Below are 21,420 nucleotides of genomic sequence, written 5' to 3'. Positions count from 1 at the left end.
TCCGGCTGGTGGAAAGTACAAATGGGCGGCGGGCCGCTCAGTCGATAGCCGCCCGTTCGATGTTCGGCATTCTGAGCGGACCGCCGCTCAGGCGATTGCGGGCCGGTCCTCGCCGATCAATGCGAAGGTCTGTCGCGCGATCTCCAGCTCCTCGTCGGTCGGTACGACGGCCACCACGGTCCGCGCCCCGTCCGGTGAGACGATCCGCGGCTCCCCGGAACGTACGGCGTTGCGCTTCGCGTCCATGGCCAGGCCCAATGCCTCCAGACCCGCCACGGCGGCCTCCCTCACCTCCGCCGCGTTCTCCCCCACGCCCGCCGTGAAGGCCACCGCGTCCACCCGGCCGAGGACCGCGCTGTAGGCACCGATGTACTTCTTCAGCCGGTGGATGTAAATGTCGAACGCGAGCCGGGCCCGCTCGTCCCCCTCGTCGATACGCCGGCGGATCTCCCGCATATCGTTGTCTCCGCAGAGGCCGACCAGACCACTTTTCTTGTTGAGAAGTTCATCGATCTCATCGACGGACATTCCGGCCACCCGCCGGAGATGGAACGTGACCGCCGGATCGATGTCACCGGAGCGCGTACCCATCACCAGCCCCTCCAAGGGGGTCAGCCCCATCGAGGTGTCCACGCACCGGCCGCCCGCGACGGCCGACGCCGAGGCGCCGTTGCCGAGGTGCAGCACGATCACATTCACCTCCGACGGATCCTTGCCGAGAAGCTCGGCGGTCCTGCGCGAGACATACGCGTGCGAGGTGCCGTGGAAGCCGTAGCGGCGGATACGGTGCGCGTCGGCCGTCGCCGTGTCGATGGCGTAGCGGGCGGCGTACTCCGGCATCGTCGTATGGAACGCCGTGTCGAAGACCGCGACCTGCGGAAGGTCCGGGCGCAGCGCCCGCGCCGTACGGATCCCGAGGAGATTCGCCGGGTTGTGCAGCGGCGCCAGCGGTACCAGCCGCTCGATCTCCGCCAGTACGCCGTCGTCGATGAGGGTCGGCTCGCTGAACCCCAGCCCGCCGTGGACGACCCGGTGGCCGATCGCCGCCAGCTCGGGGGAGTCGAGACCGATGCCGTCGTGTGCCAGCTCGTCCGCGACGGCCTCCAGCGCCTTCGCGTGGTCCGCGAACCTGCCCGTACGTTCACGGCCGCCATCGCCGCCGGACGAGTCACCGCCGGACGAGTCCCCGTCCGATGAGTCACCGCCGGATTCCGGCAGGGTGTGCACCAGCCTGGAGGTCTTCTCGCCGATCCGCTCGACCATGCCGACCGCGAGCCGGGAACCGTTCCGCATGTCCAGGAGCTGGTACTTCAGCGACGAGGAACCGGAGTTGAGGACAAGGACGCGGGTGGCGGTATCGGCGGCATCATACGAACTCACGGGCTGTCGGCCTTCGGTAGAAGTGAAGTGGAGTGGAGTGGAGTGGAGGACGGGAGAGCGGAAGGCGAAGGGGACGCGAAAAGGGAAGGGGGAACCGCGCTCACGCGGGCTCGCCCTGCGCACCCTGCGCGCCCTGCGCCTGGATCGCCGTGATCGCCACCGTATTGACGATGTCCTGCACCAGCGCGCCGCGCGACAGGTCGTTGACCGGCTTGCGCAGCCCCTGGAGCACCGGACCCACGGCCACGGCGCCCGCCGAGCGCTGCACCGCCTTGTAGGTGTTGTTGCCCGTGTTCAGATCGGGGAAGATCAGCACCGTCGCCCGGCCCGCCACCTCCGACTCCGGCAGCTTGGTCGCCGCGACGGACGGCTCGACCGCCGCGTCGTACTGGATCGGCCCCTCGATCAGCAGATCCGGACGGGCCGCGCGCACCAGTTTCGTCGCCTCGCGCACCTTGTCGACATCCGCGCCGGAGCCCGAGGTGCCGGTGGAGTACGAGAGCATCGCGATACGCGGCTCGACCCCGAACCGGGCGGCGGTGGCCGCCGACTGGATCGCGATATCGGCGAGCTGCTCCGCGTCCGGGTCCGGGTTGACCGCGCAGTCGCCGTACACCAGCACCTTGTCCGCGAGGCACATGAAGAAGACCGACGAGACGATCGAGGACTGTCGCCGGGCCCCCTGACCCACTCCCGGACCCATCTGACCGCCCTGAGCCCCCTGACTCCCTGGGGCTCCCTGAGCCTCTTGAGTCCGGCGGGTCTTGATGATCTCGAAGGCGGGCCGGATCGTGGCGGCCGTGGAGTGCACCGACCCCGACACCATGCCGTCGGCCAGCCCCTCCCGCACCATCAGGGTGCCGAAGTAGTTGGGGTCGGCCACGATGTCGTGCGCCAGCTCCACCGTCACGCCCTTGTGGGCGCGCAGCTCCGCGTACCGCTCGGCGAAGCGCTGCCGCAGCTCGGAGGTGTTCGGATCGATGAGCTGGGTGGCACCGAGATCGATACCGAGGTCGGCGGCCTTCTTGCGGATGAGACCGGTGTCCCCGAGGAGCGTCAGCTCGCACACATCGCGGCGCAGCAGTACGTCGGCGGCGCGCAGGACGCGTTCCTCCGCGCCCTCCGGCAGGACCACACGCCGGCGGTGGGCGCGGGCCTGCTCCAGCAGTTCATGCTCGAACATCATCGGTGTCACCCGTCCGCTGCGGGCCACCGAGAGCCGGCCCAGCAGAGCCGCGGTGTCCACATGGCGCTCGAACAGCCCGAGCGCGGTCTCCGCCTTGCGCGGTGTCGCGGCGTTCAGCTTCCCTTCCAGACCGAAGAGTTCGGCCGCCGTGGGAAAGGAACGGCCCGGCACCGAGATCACCGGGGTGCCGGGCGCGAGCCGCGCGGCCAGGGTCAGTACCGAGTCGTCCGGCCGTTCGTCGAGGGTGAGCAGCACCCCCGCTATCGGCGGGGTGCCGGCCGAGTGCGCGGCCAGGGCGCCCACCACCAGATCGGCGCGGTCACCGGGCGTGACCACCATGCAGCCGGGGGTCAGCGCGCGCAGGAAGTTCGGCAGCATCGCGCCGCCGAAGACGAAGTCCAGCGCGTCCCTGGCCAGGCCCGCGTCGTCGCCGAGCAGCACCGTGCCGCCCAGGGCCTGGGTGATCTGGGCGACGGTCGGGGCGGCGAGCGCCGGTTCGTCCGGCAGTACGTAACAGGGCACCGGCAGCCGTGCCGCCAGCCGCTCCGCGATCGCCGCGCGGTCCTCGGGGGCGACCCGGTTGACGACCATGGTCAGTACGTCGCAGCCCAGGACCTCGTAGGCGCGGTGGGCGTTGCGCGCCTCGGCCCGTACGGACTCGGCGCTCTGGCCCTTGCCTCCCACCACCGGGATCACGGACGCGCCGAACTCGTTGGCGAGCCGCGCGTTGAGCGACAGCTCGTCGGGGAGCTGGGTGGCCGCGAAGTCCGTGCCCAGGACGAGCACGACCTCGTACTCCCGCGCCGCCTGGTGGAAGCGGTCGACCAGCCGGGAGACCAGCTCGTCGGTGCCCCGCTCGGCCTGGAGCGCGGACGCCTCGTGGTAGTCGAGCCCGTAGACCGTCGAGGGGTCCTGTGACAGCCGGTAGCGGGCCCGTAGCAGTTCGAAGAGACGGTCGGGACCGTCGTGGACCAGCGGGCGGAAGACCCCCACCCGGTCCACCTGGCGGGTCAGTAGCTCCATGACCCCCAGTTCGACGACCTGACGGCCGTCCCCCCGGTCGATCCCGGTCACGTACACGCTGCGTGTCACGCGTGCTCTCCCGTCCCCGCTCGTGCCTGGCCCTGCCCGTGAGATGGACAGCCTGTTCCCGTTAGGGTGGCAATGCCCCCTTGACAATACCTTCGGGGGTGGTGGCACCGCCGGGGCGCACAGGGGGGTGTACGGGCAGGTGTACGGGCGTACACGGCGTGGTGTACGAACCATTCCCCGGCGCGGTCGACAGCACCGCCGACAGCGGTACCACCCGGCGCGTGACGCCGGTCACCCGTGGGAGGATCGAATCGGAACAGGCTCACCCGTGGAGGGCCGAGGATCCGTCCTCCGGAGAAGTACGGCACTAGCGAGCAGGAGACACAGCACGATGCGTATCGGAGTTCTCACCGCAGGCGGCGACTGTCCCGGCCTGAACGCAGTGATCCGGTCGGTCGTGCACCGGGCCATGACCGGATACGGGGACGAAGTCATCGGATTCGAGGACGGTTTCAAGGGGCTGCTCGACGGCCACTTCCGTCCGCTCGATCTCAACGCGGTCAGCGGCATCCTGGCCCGCGGCGGTACGATCCTGGGCTCGGCCAGGCTGGAGCGCGGCCGGCTGCGCGAAGCCGCCGAGAACTGCGCCGAGTTGGCCCAGCGGTACGGGATCGACGCGCTCATCCCCATCGGCGGCGAGGGCACGCTGACCGCGGCCCGGCTGCTCTCGGACGCCGGAATGCCCGTCGTCGGTGTCCCCAAGACCATCGACAACGACATCTACTCGACCGACCGCACCTTCGGTTTCGACACCGCCGTCACGGTCGCCACCGAGGCGATCGACCGGCTCAAGACCACCGCCGAGTCCCATCAGCGGGTGATGGTCGTGGAGGTCATGGGACGGCACGCGGGGTGGATCGCGCTGGAGTCCGGGATGGCGGGCGGCGCGCACGGCATCTGTCTGCCCGAGCGGCCCTTCGAGGTCGACAGCCTGGTGAAGATGGTCGAGGCGAGGTTCTCGCGCGGGAAGAAGTTCGCGGTGATCTGTGTCGCCGAGGGCGCGCATCCCGCCGAGGGCTCGATGGAATACGGCAAGGGCGAGATCGACCAGTTCGGCCACGAGCGCTTCCAGGGCATCGGCAACCGGCTCGCGGCGGAGCTGGAGCGCCGGATGGGCAAGGAGGCCAGGCCGGTGATCCTGGGCCATGTCCAGCGCGGGGGCACCCCGACGGCGTACGACAGGGTGCTCGCGACCCGGTTCGGCTGGCACGCGGTGGAGGCCGTGCACCGGGGCGAGTTCGGGGGCATGACGGCGCTGCGGGGGACGGCGGTGGAGATGGTGCCGCTGGCGGAGGCCGTGACCCAGCTCAAGACGGTCCCGGAGAACCGTATGTTCGAGGCGGAGAGCGTCTTCTGAGCCTCTGAGCCTTTGAACTGCGAGTCGCTGAGCCTCCGCGCCTCTGAGCCTCCGCGCCTCTGAGCCTCCGCGCCTCTGCATCTCCGGAGTCGCTCAGCCCTTCACCGCGCCGCCCAGCGCGAAGCCCCCGCCCAGGCGCCGGGAGATCAGGATGTACAGGACCAGTACCGGCGCCGAGTAGAGGATCGAGAACGCGGCGAGCTGTCCGTAGATCACCGATCCGTAGTTGCCGAAGAAGGTGAAGATCGAGACCGAGGCGGGCAACTGGTCGGGGGTGAGGAGCAGCATGAACGGTACGAAAAAGTTTCCCCAGAGCTGGATGAACGTATAGATCGTCACCACCGTCAGCCCCGGCCCCATCAGCGGCAGCACCACCCGGGTGAGCGTCTGGAGATGCGACGCCCCGTCCGTCCACGCGGCCTCCTCCAGAATCGTCGGCACCCCGTCCATGAAGTTCTTCATCAGCCAGATGGAGAACGGCAGTTGGGAGGTGGCGAGAAAGAGCGAGGTGCCGTACATGGTGTCCACGAGATCCACCTGTACGAACAGTCCGTACACCGGCACCATGATCGCCGTGATCGGCAGACACGTCGTGAACAGGATCGTGAGCAGATACGGCCGGTTGAAGCGCGACCGGTAGCGGGAGAGCGGATACGCCGCCAGCGCCGCGCAGACCACCGTCAGCAGGGTGGCGCTGCCGCACAGCACCACACTGTTGAGCATCGGTGTGAAGGTGATCTCGTCGGTGAGGACCGCGGTGAAGTTCTCCCCGGTCACCGACGAGGGGGCCCGCACCCGCATATCGGCGTTCGCGTCGACCGAGGCCAGCGCCAGCCAGATCAGCGGCAGCGCGAAGGCCGCGGCGGTCAGCAGCAGGGCGGCGTCGGCCGCGCGCCGGCTCCGGGCACGGCGATCGCGCCGGTCGCGCGTGCGCGGGCGCTGTGCGAGCGGCGGCGCCATCAGACCTCCACCCGCATCAGCCGCAGATAGACGAGCGAGAACAGCGAACCGACCAGCAGCAGAAGCAGCGCGACCGCCGTGCCGTATCCGATGAGGCTCTTCAGGAACGCCTGGTCGTACATGAACACCGGCAGCGTCTGGCTGCGGTTGCCGGGACCGCCGCGGGTCATCGCCCAGATCAGCCCGAAGACGGAGAGGGTGGAGAGAGTGTTGAGCATCAGATTCGTACCGATGGAGCGGCGGATCATCGGCAGGGTGATGTGCCAGGCCCGGCGCACCCCGCCCGCGCCGTCGACCTGGGCCGCCTCCGTGATGTCCCGGGGGATCTCGGCGAGCGCGGCCGAGTAGATCAGCATCGAGAACGCCGTGCCGCGCCAGACGTTGGCGAACGACACGGCCAGGATCGGCAGGGTGAACAGCCAGTTCTGGGACGGCAGATGGAGCCAGTCGAGGATCGCGTTGAGCGTCCCCTCGCGCCGGAAGAACGCGTAGAGCAGAAAGGCCGCGACGATCTCGGGCAGTACCCACGCGGCGATCACGAGCGCTCCGGTGAGCGTACGGACCGGCCGGGACGCGGCCCGCATCAGCCCGGCGAGCGCCAGCCCCAGACTGTTCTGGCCGACGATCGAGGAGACGAAGGTGAAGACGAGAGTCAGCCGGACGGCGTTACGGAAGTTCTCGTCGGCGAAGGCCCGGCGGAAGTTCGCCAGACCGACGAAGTCGGAGGAGGACGAGCCGGTCAGCTGGGTGTTGGTGAAGGCGATCCAGACGCAGTAGCCGATGGGGCCCGCCAGGAAGAGCAGCAGCAGAAGGGTGGCGGGGGCGAGCGGCAGCCACCGCCACAGCCGCACTCCGCGCGGACGCCCGCCGGAACGCTTCCCCGCCAGGACTCCCGCGCTCACTTGGCGACGACCGCGCCGTCGGTGATGGTGCCGAGCTGTTCGTCGTACTCCTTCGCCGCCTCCGCCGCAGACGCGTCACCCGTCGTGACCTTCTCCATCGCCTCGCCGATCGCGGTCGACACCTGCGGATAGACCGGCAGCGCAGGGCGGTAGTGCGTGTACTCGACCAGCCCGGTGAAGAACTCGATGCCCGGCATGGACGTCAGATAGCGCGGATCGGCCGCCACATCCTCGCGCACGGCGATCTGCGCGCCGACGACATCCCACTCGACGGCGTTGTCCCTGGTCTGCTGTGTCTTGATGAACTCCCAGGCCAGATCGGGGTTCTTGGCCTTCTGCGGGATCGCCCACGCCCAGCCGCCCGACATCGACACGGTGCCCGGCGCCTGCCCGTCCCGGGTCGGCATCGGCGCCTGGGCGAGATCCGTCGACCACTCCGGCCACTCCTTGGGGCCCTCGTTGATCCAGTTCTGGCCCATCCAGGAACCGTCCAGGGAGATCGCCAGCCTCCCTTCCGGGAACCACTCCGTGGCGACCCGGGTGCCGATGTTCGGATCGAGCGCGTCCGAGACATCGGGTCCGAGCTTCTCCCCGTACACCGTCCCCACGAACTCCAGCGCGTCCCGGAACCCCTGACCGCCCGTCACCCACTTCCTCGCGGACGGGTCGTAGAGCGGATCCTCGCCGGTCCCGTACAGCAGCATCTCGAAGCCCTGCATCACGGCGGCCTCGCCGGGTCCCTTGCCGGTGTAGACGTTCAGCGGGATGACCCCGGGGACCTTCTCCTTGACCGTACGGGCCGCGTCCAGCACCTCGTCCCAGTTCCGGGGCCGCCAGTCGGCGGGCAGACCGGCCTCGGCGAAGATCTTCTTGTTGAACCAGAGCCCACGCGTGTCGGTGCCGTCAGGGACGCCGTACGTACTGCCGTCCTCGGCCTTGGCGGCCGACTTCGCCGAGTCCACGAACCGGTCCCAGGTGTCCCACTTCGCCAGATAGTCGTCGAGCGGGCGCAGATATCCGGCCTTGATGTCGGCGTTGATACGGAAGGTGTCCTCGTAGACCAGATCCGGGGCGGTCTTCGGCGAGCGCATCATCTGCTGCGCCTTGGTGGCGTAGTCGTTGTCCGGCGCCTGCACCGGGATCAGCTGCACCTTCTTGCCCGGATGCGCCTTCTCGAACTGCTGCTTGACGGACTCCAGATAGGTGTCCTTGAAGCGGATCTTGTTGTCGGTGGAGCGGTTGTACACGATCTTGACGGTGTCCGGATCGCTGCCTGAACCGCTGCCGCAGGCGGTGAGGGAACCGGCGGCGAGGGCGGCGGCGACGAGGATCAGCGGGGCGGTGGGGCGCACGGGCATGACCTCCTCCGAGCCACAAGGGCTGCCCGGCGACCGTAGGACCGGGCCTTCGGCATGGTCAATCCCCGTGCAGCGCCAAGTGGTCGGCGCCCCCCGGCTCAGTGGGGCGCGGAGATCCAGCGGTACTGCAACTCCGGGCGCCCGACCTGCCCGTACTGCGGACTGCGCACCGCGCGCCCGTTGGTGACGAGATGTTCGAGATAACGGCGCGCGGTGATCCGGGAGATCCCCACCCTGACGCCGGCCTCGGCGGCGGTCAGCCCGGTGGGCGAGTCGCGGAGCGTACGGGTCACCGACTCCAGCGTCGGCGCGCTCAGCCCCTTGGGGAGCGAGGACGGCTGCGGCGCCCGCAGCACGCCCAGCGCCCGGTCCACCTCCTCCTGACCGCTGGCCTCCCCGGCCGCCGTGCGGAACTCCGCGTAGCGGGTGAGCCGGTCACGCAGGGTGGCGAAGGTGAAGGGCTTCAGGACGTACTGGACGACACCGAGCGAGACGCCCTCCCGTACCACCGCGAGATCGCGCGCCGAGGTCACGGCGATGACATCCGCGTGGTGTCCGCCGGCCCGCAGCGCGCGCAGAAGCTGGAGCCCGTGTCCGTCGGGGAGGTAGAGGTCGAGGAGGATCAGATCGATGTCCGTGCGCTCCAGCAGCCGGGCGGCCTCGGCGCGGGAGTGGGCGACGCCCGCCACGGTGAAGCCGGTCACCCGGGCGACATAGAGCTGATGGGCGTCGGCCGCGACCGGATCGTCCTCGACCACCAGCACCCGGATCGGCCCCCGCGCCGCGGGACCGTCCCACTCGGGCCTCACCGGGCGGCCTCCGCGCCGGCGGGCGGTGCGGTGTCCGTACGGGCGGACGGCGCGTCGTCCGCGTCGTCCGGTCGCGCGGTGGCGGGTTGCGCGGTGTCCGTGCCGGTGGCGGGTCGTGCGGTGTCCGCGCCGGTGGCGGACTGTGCCGTATCCGCGCGGGCGGCGGGCCGCGTCGTATCCGCGTCGGCGGGCGACAGTACCTCGGCCGCGTCGGTCGATGCCGTCGTCCGCTTCCCCAGCGGCAGCCGTACGGTGAACTCCGCGCCGCCCTCCGCGCCCTGCGCCAGCTCCACCGTTCCCTGCGCGCGGTGCACCGCCTGCCGTACCAGCGCCAGACCGAGCCCGCGCCCCGGGCCGCGGGTCGACCAGCCGCGCCGGAACACCTCCTCCATGTCCGCCGGGTCGACGCCGTCCCCCGTGTCCCGTACGCCGAGGATCAGTTCACCGCCGGCCGTGCCGTCGACCAGTGCCGTCACCGTCACCCGCGCGCCCTCGCCGCCCTGCGCCGCGTCCACGGCGTTGTCGATCAGATTGCCCAGGATGGTCACCAGATCGCGTGGCGCGAGGGCCGTGGGCAGCACCCCGTCGTCGATACGGCTGTCCTCCGCGAGCACCAGCTCCACCCCGCGTTCGTTCGCCTGGGCCGCCTTCCCCAGCAGCAGCGCCGCGAGCACCGGTTCACCGACCGCGCCGACCACCCGGTCGGTGAGCGCCTGGGCCAGCTCCAGCTCCGCCGTGGCGAACTCCACCGCCTGCTCCACCCGTCCCAGCTCGATCAGCGAGACGACCGTGTGGAGCCGGTTGGCGGCCTCGTGCGCCTGGGAGCGCAGCGCCTGGGTGAATCCGCGCTCCGAGTCCAACTCCCCGGAGAGCGCCTGGAGTTCGGTGTGGTCGCGCAGGGTGATGACCGTACCGCGCTGCTCCCCGCCCACCACCGGCTGGGTGTTGACCACCACGATCCGCTCGGCGGTCATATGCACCTCGTCCACCCGTGGCCCGGAGGCGAGCAGCGCGCCGGTGAGGGGCGCGGGGAGGCCCAGTTCGGCGACCGGGCGGCCCACGGCGGAGTCGTCGAGACCGAGCAGTTCGCGGCCGGCGTCGTTCATCAGCGCGATCCTGCGCCTGCCGTCGAGCATCAGCAGTCCCTCGCGTACGGCGTGCAGCGCGGCCTGGTGGTAGTCGTGCATCCGGCTCAGCTCGGCCGCGTTCATCCCGTGGGTGTGCCTGCGCAGCCGGGCGTTGATGACATACGTACCCAGACCGCCGAGCGCCAGTGCCGCGCCCGCCGCCAGCGCCAGCAGCTTGACCTGCTGGGTCACCTCGGAGGAGATCCGGTCCACGGTGATGCCCACGCTCACCAGCCCGGTGATCCGCCCGTTGTCCCGCACCGGGGTGACCGCCCGGATCGAGGGGCCGAGCGTCCCCGTGTAGGTCTCGGTGAATGTCTCGCCGCGCAGGGCGGGAGCCGTACGGCCCAGAAAGGGCATACCGATCTGCGCCGGATCCGGGTGGGTCCAGCGGATCCCCTCCGGATTCATGATCGTGATGAAGTCGATCCCGGTGTCGTGCCGCACCCGTTCCGCGTACGGCTGGAGCAGGGCCGTCGGATCGGGCGTACGGATCGCGTCCCGTACAGAGGGCGAATCGGCCAGCGCGTACGCCGTGGCCAGAACTTGCTTGCGTGCGGTCTCCGCCGCGTGGGCACGACCTGTGATGTACGCGAACATCGCGCACCCCGCCACGACCGCCGCGACCAGCACCACCTGCATGGCGAAGAGCTGGGTGGCGAGGCTGCGAGGGCGGGGCAGATGCATGGGGCAAGTCTGCATCGCCGCATTCACATGAACGAAATGAACGTAACCGTGACCGGGGTCACATGCTGATGGATAGTCGCCGGGACCCCTCGGACAGGGACGGGGGAATCGCACGGAACGAGTCAAGGAGGACCCGTGGCCGCACGTCGGGACCGCACCCATTATCTGTACATAGCGGTGATCGCCGCCGTCGCACTCGGCATTCTGGTGGGCTTCGCGGCTCCTGGTGTGGCCGTCGAGCTGAAGCCGATCGGTACCGGCTTCGTCAATCTCATCAAGATGATGATCTCGCCCGTGATCTTCTGCACGATCGTGCTGGGCGTCGGATCGGTCAGGAAGGCCGCGAAGGTCGGTGCCGTCGGCGGGCTCGCCCTCGGTTACTTCATGGTGATGTCGACCGTCGCGCTGGCCATCGGCCTGGTCGTCGGCAACATCCTGGAGCCCGGCTCCGGTCTGCACCTCACCGAGGCCACCCGCGGCGCGGGCGCGGCCCAGGCCGAAGGGGCGAGCGAGTCCACCGCGGACTTCCTGCTCGGCATCATCCCGACGACGATGGTCTCCGCCTTCACCGAGGGCCAGGTGCTCCAGACGCTGCTGGTCGCGCTGCTGGCGGGCTTCGCGCTCCAGGCGATGGGCTCGGCGGGCGAACCGGTGCTGCGGGGCATCGGGCACATCCAGCGGCTGGTCTTCCGTATCCTCGCGATGATCATGTGGGCCGCGCCGGTCGGCGCGTTCGGCGCGATCGCGGCGGTGGTCGGTGAGACGGGCGTCGACGCGCTGAAGTCGCTGGCGATCATCATGATCGGCTTCTACATCACCTGTGCGATCTTCGTCTTCGTCATCCTGGGTCTGCTGCTGAGGCTGATCGCGGGTGTGAACATTCTCTCGCTGCTGAAGTACCTCGGCCGTGAGTTCCTGCTGATCCTCTCGACGTCCTCCTCGGAGTCGGCGCTGCCGCGGCTCATCGCGAAGATGGAGCACCTGGGCGTCAGCAAGCCCGTCGTGGGTATCACCGTGCCGACCGGCTACTCGTTCAACCTGGACGGCACGGCCATCTATCTGACGATGGCCTCGCTCTTCATCGCCGAGGGCATGGGCGACCCGCTCTCGATCGGGGAGCAGATCTCGCTGCTGCTGTTCATGATCATCGCGTCCAAGGGCGCGGCGGGCGTCACCGGCGCGGGTCTGGCCACCCTCGCGGGCGGCCTCCAGTCGCACCGGCCCGAACTGCTCGACGGCGTGGGCCTGATCGTCGGTATCGACCGCTTCATGAGCGAGGCCCGCGCGCTGACGAACTTCGCGGGGAACGCGGTGGCGACGGTCCTGGTCGGCACCTGGACCAAGGAGATCGACAAGGAGCGGGTGGACGAGGTCCTGGCGGGCCGGATCCCGTTCGACGAGAAGACGCTGCTGGACGAGGGGCACGGCGAGTCCCCGGCGACGGCGCCGGAACCCGAGCCGGAGAAGAAGACGGCGGCGGCTGTCTGACCCGGACCTTCACGCCCGGACCTTCACGCCCAGAGCTTCACGCCCGGATCTTCACGCCCAGACCTCCACGACGACCCCGGCCGGGGCTTCCCCCCTCCCACCCCGGCCTGCCCGCCGGGGCTCCCCCCAGCCCCGGCTCCCCCAGGACCGGCCCGCACGGAGACCTTCCGTACGGGCCGGTCTTCATGCGCGCCGCGCCTCCGCGCCGAGCGCATCGCACCCCGCACCGCGGCCCGCGCCGGGAGGCGCACCGTGCCGTTGACGCCGGGGTGTTCACATCCGTAGCCTCCATTTTCGTACGTAGATGGCATCCGCGTAGGGAGACGATCACATGGCGCGCCCCACCGCCCACACGGCAACCGCCGGAGTGCTCCATGGCTGACCGGCCCGGTCAGGCCATCGCCGAGGTCCGGCTCACCCCGATCCTGGTGACCGACCCGCCGCTGCTCAACACCCAGGGTGTGCACCAGCCGTACACACCCCGGCTGATCGTGGAAGTGGTCACGGCCGACGGGGTGACGGGGATCGGCGAGACCTACGGCGACACGAAGTACCTCGAACTGGCGAGGCCGTTGGCCGAGCGGCTGCCCGGACACCGGGTCACCGATCTCAACGGCCTGTTCGCGCTGGCCGATCAGGTGGCCGTCGACGCCTCCCAGGTGGACGACTCCGTCGACGTGGGCGGGCTCCGGGGGGTGCAGACCGCCGGCAAACTGCGTCTGTCGGTCGTCTCCGGTTTCGAGGTGGCGTGTCTGGACGCGTGGGGCAAGACCGTCGGCGTGCCCGTGCACGAGCTGCTCGGCGGCAAGGTCCGCGACCGGGTCGAGTACAGCGCGTATCTCTTCTACCGCTGGGCCGAACACCCGGACGGCGCCGGGGAGACCGACGACTGGGGCGCCGCCGTGGACCCGGCCGGCGTGGTCGCACAGGCCGAACGCTTCGCCCGCGACTACGGGTTCACCTCCTTCAAGCTCAAGGGCGGGGTGTACGAACCGGCCGAGGAGATCGCCGCCGTCCGGGCCCTGGCCGAGCGCTTCCCGGGGCAGCCACTGCGCCTGGACCCCAACGGCGCCTGGTCCGTGGAGACGTCGCTCAAGGTCGCCGACGAACTGCGCGACGTCCTCGAATATCTGGAGGACCCCACCAGCGGTACGCGGAACATGGCCGAGGTCGCCGCCCGCGCGCGGGTCCCGCTCGCCACCAATATGTGCGTCACCACGTTCGCCGAGATCCGCGAGGCGTTCACGACGGGCGCGGTCCAGGTGGTGCTGAGCGATCACCACTATTGGGGCGGGCTGCGCAACACCCGTGAACTCGCCGCCGTCTGCCGCGCCTTCGGCGTCGGACTGTCCATGCACTCCAACACGCATCTCGGGATCAGCCTGGCCGCGATGACCCATGTCGCCGCCACCGTCCCGAACCTCGACTACGCCTGCGACAGCCACTACCCCTGGCAGACCGAGGACGTCATCACCGACACCTCGAAGGAACGGCTCACCTTCACCGACGGCCGCCTCGACGTCCCGGACGCCCCCGGGCTCGGCGTCGAACTCGACCACGACCGTCTCGCCGTACTGCACCGGCGCTGGCTGGACGACGACGGCACCCTGCGCGACCGCGACGACGCCGCCGCGATGCGCGTCGCCCACCCGGAGTGGACGACGCCGGCGGTTCCGCGCTGGTGACCGCCGGTGTACGAGTGTGAGAACGGGGCCCGGACGGTGTCCGGGCCCCGTTCGTATCCGTCACCTCACCCGTGCGGGCGAGGCCGGCGGAGATGACCGGAGTCGATGACCGGAGTCGATGACCGGAGTCGGTGGTCGGAGTCGGTGGTCGGAGTCGGTGGTCGGAGGAGAAGGCCGACTCCGCCTTTACCAGGCCACCGGCAGTGTGATCGGGAAGCGGCGGATCGTCGCCGTGTCCCAGCGCACCTCCTCGACCGGCACCGCCAGCCGCAGCCGTGGAAAGCGGTCCACCAGCCCCCCGATCGCGGCCTCCAGCTCCACCATCGCCAGCGGCGCGGCGATACAGCGGTGTCCGCCCCAGCCGAAGGTCATATGCGGAGTGGGCGTACGGTCCGGGTCGATGACGTCCGGGTCGGTGAACCGCTTCGGATCGCGGTTCGCGGTCAGATACGAGACATGGACGAAGTCGCCCGCCCGGATCGTCACGCCCTCGATCTCCACGTCCTCGGTGGCGATACGCGGGATGCCGACCCCCTTGCGGAACGGGATGAAGCGGAGCAGCTCGTCCAGTACCCGCGTCAGCTCCTCGGGCCGGTTCCTCACCTGCTCCATCAGATCGGGCCGGTTGAGCAGGATGTACGCGATGTTGCTGATTTCGCAGGTCGCGGTGTCGTGCCCGCTGAGCATGAGCGTCAGCGCCATGACCGCCAGATCCTGGTCGTCGAAGGCGTCGTCGCCCTCCTTCGCGGCGGCCAGAGTGCTGATCAGATCGTCCCCGGGGTTGCGCCGCCGCTCGGTGACCAGCTTCCCGAAGTACTCGCGCAGCGCCGACTTCGCGTTCGCCGCGGCCTGCCGGGTCTCCGGTCCGGTGGAGAGCAGCTGGTGCGCGTACTCCTGCATGCTCGGCCGGTCCTCGGGCGCGATGCCCAGCAGCTCGCAGATGGTGTGCTGGGGGAGCCGGTCCGAGAGATGGCTCACCAGATCGGCGGGCGCGCCGTGCTCGGCCATCTCGTCGAGCAGTCCGGCGGCGATGCCCTCGACGGCGGGCCGCATCCGGTCCACATGCCGCTTGGTGAACGCCTGCGAGGCCAGTTTGCGCAGCCGGGTGCTCCGGGGCGGGTCGATCACATTGATCGACTCCGGCGAGACGATGGGCTCCGGCGTCAGCCGCGGATAGTTCCGCCCGGTGATCGCCGCTCGGCTGAACCGGTGATCGGTGGTCACCTGCCGCACCCCCTCGAACCCCGTGACCAGCCACGCGTCCGCGTCCCCATAGGGCAGCCGGATCTTGGTCACCGGATTCCTGGACATCAGTTCTGCGAGCAGGGGATCGAATTCCAGGCCCTCGCTGAAGTCGAACGGACAGGTGGTCGTTTCGCCGATTTCAGTCATCGCGTACTCCAGGACGGGCACGTTCGGTATGAACGGTGCGGTTGTCAGCGATGCATGATTACCTCCCCCATTTCGCGTATATACCCCAGGCGCGGCAAATGGGTAGCCCGCCACCCGTTGGAGTACCCGCCCCGATGCCCGCCCCCTCGCGCGCCCGCCCTCACTCCCGCCGGGCTGCGGCGAGAAGATGCCACGGACCCGCTCCGTCGGCCGTCGGATGCTTCACTTGCCGATGAGGTGACATATCGGAGCATCAACGCGACTTTGTGCGCGAATCCATGGGAGGAGGGTCTGATGACGGTCTTACCGACGCGCGGGACCGCGGAGGGCGGGGACGGCGAGGAGAAGGACAAGCTCCCCGGCCAGCCCTGGAAGCCGATCCTGGAACCGCATCCGGACGGCGGGTCGCCCGAAGGGGATGGGAAACACCGCAAGTGACACTCATGTCTGAGCAGGAGGGCCGCGCCGGCGATGAGTTGACGCGGCATCTCCTCGAACTCGGAGTTCTGACGCCCGAGTGGGCGAAGGTGTTCCGGGCCGTGCCCCGGTCACTGTTCCTGCCGGATCTCTTCTGGGCGTACGACACCAGCACCGGCCGCAGCGAGCCCGTGGCCAAGGACGATGATCCCGCGGGCTGGGCGCGGGCGGCGTACGAGAATATCCCGTTGATCACCCAGTGGGACGACGGGCAGCACGCCGGTACCCGGCCCGGAGACAAGCCGACCAGCTCGGCGAGCATGCCATCCATTGTCGCGTCCATGTTGTGCGATCTCGATGTGAGTGACGGGATGCGGGTGCTCGAAGTGGGCACCGGCACCGGCTGGAACGCCGGCCTGCTCGCCCACCGTCTGGGCGGCGCCGACGTCGTCAGCGTGGAGATCGATCCGGCGGTCGCGGCGCGTGCGTCGGGAGCCCTGGCGCGAGCCGGAGTCGCCCCGCTGGTGGTAGAAGGCGACGGCCGGGACGGCTGGGCGCCGGGAGCGCCGTACGACCGCCTGATCGTGACGGCAGGCGTACGGGTCATCCCGCCCCGCTGGCTGGAACAGACACGGCCGGGCGGCGTCATTCTCGCCCCGTGGGGCACCCACTACACCCATCAGGACGGACTGGTTCGGCTGACCGTGGGCGAGGACGGCCGGGCGGCAGGCCCGTTTCTCCGCATGGTGGAATTCATGAAACTCCGGGACCAGCGGCTCGACTGGAACCAGTTCGTGGGTCACGTCAAGGAGTTCCCCGGCGATGCCGACGTCTCCAGCACGGCTCTCACCGCGGCCGACGTCGGAGGCCGCTATGACACGGCGGACTTCGTCGCGGGCCTCTGCGTACCCGACTGTGCCCACGTCGTCAATCAGGGAGACTCGGATGAGCCGGGCGACGCGAAGGCCTGGTTCCTGGACATCCGCAGCCGCTCATGGGCGGCCGTAGTCTTCACCCCCGGGGCCGCCGACGCCACGGTCTACCAGTCCGGGGCCCGCCGCCTCTGGGACGAGGTGGAGCATGCTCTGACCTGGTGGATCGACCGTGGCAGACCGGAGTACGACCGCTTCGGCCTCACCGTGGCCCGGGACGGCGGCACAACCCCCTGGCTCGATGATCCGTCGAACATCCTGCCGTTCGCCGGGCCATGACCGCATGAGCGCGTCGACCAGCCCTCGCGCATTCCCTACGGGCGCTTCGCGCGATACCGCGAGAAGCCGTGGGCCGTCCCGGCGAGGGTGAATCCGGCCTTCACAAGGACCCTGCCGGACGCTGCGTTGTCCACCCGGTGTTTGGCGTGCACGGTGGAGACCCTCAGTGCGTCGAAGGCGAAATCCATCAGGTCGAGCACGGCGGCAGTCGCGTACCCCCGCCCCCAGCTGTTCCGGCGAAGGATGTAGCTCAGGGCACTGTCATCCTTGACCACATTGAGCTTGACGACGCCCACCAGGTCGCCGTTCACGTCGATACCGAAGACATAGCGAAGGCGCGGTCGGTCCGTGGACCAGGCCATGGCCCTGTGGATATATTCCACGGCTTCGACCTCGCCCATTGGGCCACGGTCCAGGAAGCGCACCGACTCGTAGCCGTAGCTGGCTTGGACGGCTGACCTGTCGTTCGGCTTCAGTTCACGGAGTTCGATCACGCTTCCGCCAGTGCGATGCCGAGCTCGGCGGCCGTAGGACGGTCGTCCGGGCCGGACAGAAGGACCGCGCGGAGTACGTTCTGGAGTGTTGGCCACGGGGTGGCGGAGTCCAACGGGATCGTGCCGGTGGCGATGGCCGTCCGTCGCGCGACCGGCCCCGCGTCCGGGCGTACGCCGACAGCGGCGTAGTCCAGTGGCCATCTTCCCGTCGTGCAGGTCCAGAGCGTACCGGCGAGGGCGTACACATCGGCTGAAGCGGCCGGCTTCACCGGCTGTGGGCCGTGGGTGATCCACGCCGCGAGCTCCGGAGCCACCAGATGTGTGATGCCACCGTAGAACTTCGGCCAGGGGGCCTCGCCTTCACGCCACGTCCATGCGAAGTCGATGAGTCTGGCACCACTCAGGGTGTGGATGCCGTGGGAGGGCTGGAGATCCCCGTGAATCCACCCGGCGATGTGGAGGTCGGCAACGGCGCGGCACAGTTCCACGGCTCCCACGAGCGCCTGACTGCGGCCGAGAACATGGGTACAGCGGTCCGAGCCGTCCCGGATCGACTGGAAGAGCTGAAATGTGGATGGCCCGTTCAGCCAGGGTGTGACGCACCAGACGCCTCCCGCGGCTCGCCCCGCCGTGACGGTGTAGCGGGGGAGCTGGTCGAGGACGGCGGCTTCCCGCGCTGTGGTCTCCGCACCCTCCCCGTAGCCGAACTTGACCGACACGGTGGCTGTGGCACCGGTCGCCTTCCATACGGCGGACCCGCGCCGGTCGGTGATCTCCTTCAGCTCAACTGGACCACAGAGGTACTCCGCTGCCTTCAGCGCCTCTTGGGGGCAGGCAGTGAACCGGCCCATTCCCGTACCACCTTCCACTCGCACGGCATATGGGCGAACACGTCGTGGCCGTCGTCGTCGGCTGTGGCCACCGTCGCTGAGAGGTCAGGGGTGTCCGTCAAGAACGCGGGGTCACGCAGACGCACCGACGACCGTACGGGAAGGAATGAGTACGGGGCCGGTGGGACGGACCGGCCGTGCTTGTCCCACTCCTGGACGCCCCGGGTGAATTTGCCGAACATCACACCCACCGGTCCGTAAAGATGCTTCAGCGCCCAGTGCGGCCAGACCATCAGCTCCCCGGGGTCCGCGTCCGCTCCCTCGCCGGCGGGGAGAACGACGATGTTCTCGCATGCGAGCGGGGACAGGGTTCGCCTCGCCGACGAACGTACCCACTCGGCGGCCCGGACCGCGGCATGGAACAACTCTGCCTCAAGCGAGTACCGATGGACTTCCGGTGCCATCTCGTACACCGTCCAGCACGTCATGCCTCGGGCAGTGGAGGCCTTGAGGAACGGGCAGTGCTTGTACATCGCCGTGACGTACCCGGATACGTCCACGCTCGTGGGATCCACCGACCGGGACTCGATGAGGCGGAGCGCCCCGGCGGTGGGCCGGGACGCTCTGTTTGTCCCTGCGGTGATCACCTGGTGGTCCTCTTGGGCTGAACGTCCTCGTCGTCACCGGGCGCGGGTGCGCAGTCCCACTCGGCCACCACTGTGCCGGTGTCCCGGTAGTGGGCCAGGGCGTACTCGTCGACGGTGCCGTCCGCGTGGGTGAACCAGATCTCCGGCAGGGGGCCGTAGGTCTCCTCGTACGCGCCGACCCAGGCGATGAGCCCGCTTCCCGCGGCCTCGACGTGTGTCAGCTTTCGGCCGGCGTGCTCCGCGGTGAACGCACCCTGCGCCTCCGGCCTCTCGGCAAGTCGATGCCACACCGCGTCGATCGCGTCGGAGAACATCTCAGGCGCGGTCTGGCCGGCGTCGAACCGTCGGCCGGCAATGACGAAGAACTTTCCCAATTCGACAAGCTCCACAGCGCCTTTGGTGGTGATAGCCATATGCTCTCCAGCGAATAGGCGAGTTTCGGCCGACAGTGGTCGGCTCGGTTGCCATCGAGGTTAGAGACAGGAGAAAGACGACAGCAATGAGTGTGCCGGAATGTGCCGAGAATCAAGGGAGAGAATCGACGGCCTTCATGATCAGGTCTTTTGCCGCCAAGCCGTGGAGGGCGAGTTCCGAAAGCGCGGAGAATGTCTGGATGTACATGCCGATCTCATGTGAATTTTTGACACTGAGATGAGCTGAGACGAGCTCGACGTTTACTTCCTCCTCATCGAAGACGAAGAACCCCTCGACCGGCCAGAGGCTGCTGCGATCGGTGTCCATGGGGATGATGCCGAGACTCACCGAGGGAAGGGACGCCGCCACCAGCAGGTGGTCCAGTTGTCCAGCCATGACCTCCGTGCCGCCGACGCGGTGGCGGAGGGCGCTCTCCTCAAGGATGATCGCGAAGCGATGGTCTCCCTCATGGAGAATGTGCTGTTTCTCAACACGAACTCGGACCGCCTGTTCCACATCGTCGATGACATGGCGACGATCGCGGATGGATTTCAGCAGCGCCTCGATGTACGGAGCTGTCTGTACGGGGCCCGGGATGAGCCAGGGTGAGTAGACACGAAAGCGCCGGGTGCGTTCCCACAGCGGAAGTACGGATTCCTGGGCGCGTTTGAGTCCGGTCTGTTCCATACGACGCCACTCGACGTACAAGCCGTCGATACCACGTGCTGTGGTCACCAATTCCTCGGCCAGCTGTGGGACTCCGCAGTGAAGTGCCCACGCTCGAAGGTCGGCTTCCGAGGGGCGTCGGATTCCGCTCTCGAAGCGTGAGCACTTCGATTCATGCCAGTCGGCTCGCAGGGCCAAGGCGCGCGCCGTCAGTCCGGCGTCCTTCCGGATCTCACGCAGCCGTCGGCCCAGGGCTTTCGTGGCCTCTTCCACGCTGGATGACGGTGACGACGAGCAGGACGGACGAGGTTGCCGTGAAGATCTCATGACCCGAGGCGAGTGCGGTCCGGACGGCTATACGGTCGGCTCATAGTCCTCGTGCGGTGTACCGCGTTCCCAGACGGCTTCGAAGGCCGATGCGCACAGCTTGGCCACCTCGGGGTCGCCCGTCACCTCGTGTTCCAGGGAGTCGCCGTCTCCGTCGAAGTGGTTGACGAGCACCAGGCTCTCGTCGAACAGCCAGAAGTCGTTCCCCGGAAGGGCGATGTCCGTCGCCTGACGGCGCGGGAGCCAGCGGACCTGCTCTCCGGCCGCGATATTCAGACCGTCGGTGACCTCGTACTCGAAGCGGATGTAGTCGCTGACGGGCTCGGAGACGATACGGGCACGGCGTACCCCGACGCCGCGATGTGTTGCCCGGGAGACCAGTTCGAGCCAGTCGGTCCAGCGCTCTGCCGGATCGATCCGGTGTCCGGCGCTCCAGTCGACGAACGCGGGGTCCGACTTCATGTAGCCGTCGCGCATCTCAAGATGCACCGCCGAGCTACGGCAGTTCAGGAACAACTCGTCGAACGTCGGCACCGTCGTCACCCTTCACCTCCAAGAAGAACTGCACCATGCGCCTGGGGATCTCCACCACGGTCTCGTGTTCGGGGATGTCCATCTGGGCCAGGTGCTCCTTGTCCAGCACTTTCCAGCCCTGGACAAGGTAGTTGTCCTTGACGTCGTCCAGATACACCGTGGGAGAACCCCCGCTGGGGCTCTCGGGATCCTTGCCGAGCGCGTGCAGGGCCATGATGGGGACCTCCGTCGTCGGTTACGTTCCGTGCGGTCCACGTTGCCGTGTGCTCGCCACCGGCGGCCAGGGACTTGCCAGAACTTGCCAACGGTACGGGCCGGCTGATCGGCGGCTTCATGAGCGCGGGAGGCATGTAGAACGCCGTTGCCCCCGGCCTGCCGCGCTGTTCGTGCGTGTACACGGCGTGTGCAGCGTGGTCGGCTCCGTGGTGGGCGCCGGGGTTGTCCGGTGGCCCGGAAG

Annotated in this window: 20 protein-coding genes; 5 read left to right on the top strand and 15 right to left on the bottom strand. The window is 68.9% G+C overall.

What is annotated here, in order from left to right; translation table 11 throughout:
• Positions 1–87: 87 nt before the first annotated feature.
• Positions 88–1,380 (bottom strand): acetate kinase, encoded by a 1,293-nt coding sequence (locus OG214_RS11985; protein WP_405984722.1) that lies wholly within the window; start codon positions 1,378–1,380, stop codon positions 88–90.
• Positions 1,381–1,480: 100 nt separating this feature from the next.
• Entirely contained in the window at positions 1,481–3,658 is a 2,178-nt protein-coding gene (pta, locus tag OG214_RS11980) for a phosphate acetyltransferase (RefSeq protein WP_405984721.1), read from the bottom strand.
• Positions 3,659–3,989: 331 nt separating this feature from the next.
• Here pta and OG214_RS11975 point away from each other — a divergent pair, with 331 nt between their 5' ends.
• Positions 3,990–5,015: an ATP-dependent 6-phosphofructokinase gene (locus OG214_RS11975; protein ID WP_363082239.1), complete on the top strand. Its 1,026-nt coding sequence runs from the start codon at positions 3,990–3,992 to the stop codon at positions 5,013–5,015.
• Positions 5,016–5,108: 93 nt separating this feature from the next.
• Here OG214_RS11975 and OG214_RS11970 read toward each other — a convergent pair whose 3' ends face one another.
• The 5 genes from OG214_RS11970 to OG214_RS11950 all read right to left on the bottom strand — a co-directional run bounded on the left by OG214_RS11970 (position 5,109) and on the right by OG214_RS11950 (position 10,858).
• On the bottom strand, positions 5,109–5,975 hold the full coding sequence (locus OG214_RS11970) for a carbohydrate ABC transporter permease (RefSeq protein WP_405984720.1): 867 nt from the start codon (positions 5,973–5,975) through the stop codon (positions 5,109–5,111).
• The gene (locus OG214_RS11965; protein WP_405984719.1) at positions 5,975–6,877 is read right to left on the bottom strand and encodes a carbohydrate ABC transporter permease; all 903 of its coding nucleotides are present in this window, start codon (positions 6,875–6,877) and stop codon (positions 5,975–5,977) included. Before OG214_RS11965 ends, OG214_RS11970 begins: the two co-directional genes overlap by 1 nt.
• On the bottom strand, positions 6,874–8,235 hold the full coding sequence (locus tag OG214_RS11960; RefSeq protein ID WP_405984718.1) for an ABC transporter substrate-binding protein: 1,362 nt from the start codon (positions 8,233–8,235) through the stop codon (positions 6,874–6,876). Before OG214_RS11960 ends, OG214_RS11965 begins: the two co-directional genes overlap by 4 nt.
• Positions 8,236–8,333: 98 nt before the next feature.
• Entirely contained in the window at positions 8,334–9,044 is a 711-nt protein-coding gene (locus tag OG214_RS11955; RefSeq protein WP_363084763.1) for a response regulator, read from the bottom strand.
• Positions 9,041–10,858: an ATP-binding protein gene (locus OG214_RS11950; RefSeq protein ID WP_405984717.1), complete on the bottom strand. Its 1,818-nt coding sequence runs from the start codon at positions 10,856–10,858 to the stop codon at positions 9,041–9,043. The genes OG214_RS11955 and OG214_RS11950 overlap by 4 nt, the downstream gene beginning before the upstream one ends.
• Positions 10,859–10,993: 135 nt before the next feature.
• Between OG214_RS11950 and OG214_RS11945 the strand changes: the two genes are divergently transcribed.
• Positions 10,994–12,346: a cation:dicarboxylate symporter family transporter gene (locus OG214_RS11945; protein WP_363084765.1), complete on the top strand. Its 1,353-nt coding sequence runs from the start codon at positions 10,994–10,996 to the stop codon at positions 12,344–12,346.
• Between the two features lie 374 nt (positions 12,347–12,720).
• Positions 12,721–14,031: a glucarate dehydratase family protein gene (locus OG214_RS11940; protein ID WP_405984716.1), complete on the top strand. Its 1,311-nt coding sequence runs from the start codon at positions 12,721–12,723 to the stop codon at positions 14,029–14,031.
• A 186-nt stretch (positions 14,032–14,217) separates the two neighbouring features.
• Here the strand turns inward: OG214_RS11940 and OG214_RS11935 are convergent, their stop codons facing one another.
• Positions 14,218–15,423 (bottom strand): cytochrome P450, encoded by a 1,206-nt coding sequence (locus OG214_RS11935; protein ID WP_405984715.1) that lies wholly within the window; start codon positions 15,421–15,423, stop codon positions 14,218–14,220.
• 294 nt (positions 15,424–15,717) lie between these two features.
• Between OG214_RS11935 and OG214_RS11930 the strand changes: the two genes are divergently transcribed.
• A complete protein-coding gene (locus OG214_RS11930; protein WP_383032985.1) occupies positions 15,718–15,861 on the top strand; it encodes a hypothetical protein in 144 nt (47 codons plus the stop codon).
• Between the two features lie 5 nt (positions 15,862–15,866).
• Positions 15,867–17,051 carry a methyltransferase domain-containing protein gene (locus OG214_RS11925; RefSeq protein ID WP_405984714.1) on the top strand — a complete coding sequence of 395 codons (1,185 nt, stop codon included), beginning with the start codon at positions 15,867–15,869 and terminating at the stop codon, positions 17,049–17,051.
• A gap of 35 nt (positions 17,052–17,086) precedes the next feature.
• On the opposite strand, the gene OG214_RS11920 is transcribed toward OG214_RS11925, so the two are convergent.
• The 7 genes from OG214_RS11920 to OG214_RS11890 form a co-directional block, all read right to left on the bottom strand.
• The gene (locus OG214_RS11920) at positions 17,087–17,545 is read right to left on the bottom strand and encodes a GNAT family N-acetyltransferase (protein ID WP_405984713.1); all 459 of its coding nucleotides are present in this window, start codon (positions 17,543–17,545) and stop codon (positions 17,087–17,089) included.
• Positions 17,542–18,396 carry a hypothetical protein gene (locus OG214_RS11915; RefSeq protein ID WP_405984712.1) on the bottom strand — a complete coding sequence of 285 codons (855 nt, stop codon included), beginning with the start codon at positions 18,394–18,396 and terminating at the stop codon, positions 17,542–17,544. Before OG214_RS11915 ends, OG214_RS11920 begins: the two co-directional genes overlap by 4 nt.
• Positions 18,360–18,935, bottom strand: coding sequence for a hypothetical protein (locus OG214_RS11910; RefSeq protein ID WP_405984711.1), 576 nt, complete (start codon positions 18,933–18,935; stop codon positions 18,360–18,362). The genes OG214_RS11915 and OG214_RS11910 overlap by 37 nt, the downstream gene beginning before the upstream one ends.
• Positions 18,936–19,018: 83 nt before the next feature.
• Positions 19,019–19,435: a hypothetical protein gene (locus tag OG214_RS11905; RefSeq protein ID WP_363084108.1), complete on the bottom strand. Its 417-nt coding sequence runs from the start codon at positions 19,433–19,435 to the stop codon at positions 19,019–19,021.
• A gap of 112 nt (positions 19,436–19,547) precedes the next feature.
• Entirely contained in the window at positions 19,548–20,429 is an 882-nt protein-coding gene (locus OG214_RS11900) for a helix-turn-helix transcriptional regulator (RefSeq protein ID WP_363084109.1), read from the bottom strand.
• 27 nt (positions 20,430–20,456) lie between these two features.
• Positions 20,457–20,972 (bottom strand): DUF6879 family protein, encoded by a 516-nt coding sequence (locus OG214_RS11895; protein WP_363084110.1) that lies wholly within the window; start codon positions 20,970–20,972, stop codon positions 20,457–20,459.
• Complete coding sequence (locus OG214_RS11890; RefSeq protein ID WP_363084111.1) at positions 20,926–21,177, bottom strand: hypothetical protein; 252 nt, start codon at positions 21,175–21,177, stop codon at positions 20,926–20,928. Before OG214_RS11890 ends, OG214_RS11895 begins: the two co-directional genes overlap by 47 nt.
• Positions 21,178–21,420 lie beyond the last annotated feature (243 nt).

The organism is Streptomyces sp. NBC_00872, assembly GCF_045161915.1.
GTDB lineage: Bacteria > Actinomycetota > Actinomycetes > Streptomycetales > Streptomycetaceae > Streptomyces.
Note: the sequence above shows the minus strand (reverse complement) of the source record. Positions and strands in the feature narration are given on the sequence as shown.

What these genes read in the sequence shown, in the direction of transcription:
- OG214_RS11975 (WP_363082239.1), top strand. Translation starts at nt 3,990, where the DNA reads ATGCGTATCGGAGTTCTCACCGCAGGCGGCGACTGTCCCGGCCTGAAC.
- OG214_RS11970 (WP_405984720.1), bottom strand. Translation starts at nt 5,975, where the DNA reads ATGGCGCCGCCGCTCGCACAGCGCCCGCGCACGCGCGACCGGCGCGAT.
- OG214_RS11960 (WP_405984718.1), bottom strand. Translation starts at nt 8,235, where the DNA reads ATGCCCGTGCGCCCCACCGCCCCGCTGATCCTCGTCGCCGCCGCCCTC.
- OG214_RS11950 (WP_405984717.1), bottom strand. Translation starts at nt 10,858, where the DNA reads ATGCATCTGCCCCGCCCTCGCAGCCTCGCCACCCAGCTCTTCGCCATG.
- OG214_RS11940 (WP_405984716.1), top strand. Translation starts at nt 12,721, where the DNA reads ATGGCTGACCGGCCCGGTCAGGCCATCGCCGAGGTCCGGCTCACCCCG.
- OG214_RS11935 (WP_405984715.1), bottom strand. Translation starts at nt 15,423, where the DNA reads ATGACTGAAATCGGCGAAACGACCACCTGTCCGTTCGACTTCAGCGAG.
- OG214_RS11930 (WP_383032985.1), top strand. Translation starts at nt 15,718, where the DNA reads ATGACGGTCTTACCGACGCGCGGGACCGCGGAGGGCGGGGACGGCGAG.
- OG214_RS11925 (WP_405984714.1), top strand. Translation starts at nt 15,867, where the DNA reads ATGTCTGAGCAGGAGGGCCGCGCCGGCGATGAGTTGACGCGGCATCTC.
- OG214_RS11915 (WP_405984712.1), bottom strand. Translation starts at nt 18,396, where the DNA reads ATGGGCCGGTTCACTGCCTGCCCCCAAGAGGCGCTGAAGGCAGCGGAG.
- OG214_RS11905 (WP_363084108.1), bottom strand. Translation starts at nt 19,435, where the DNA reads ATGGCTATCACCACCAAAGGCGCTGTGGAGCTTGTCGAATTGGGAAAG.
- OG214_RS11900 (WP_363084109.1), bottom strand. Translation starts at nt 20,429, where the DNA reads ATGAGATCTTCACGGCAACCTCGTCCGTCCTGCTCGTCGTCACCGTCA.
- OG214_RS11890 (WP_363084111.1), bottom strand. Translation starts at nt 21,177, where the DNA reads ATGGCCCTGCACGCGCTCGGCAAGGATCCCGAGAGCCCCAGCGGGGGT.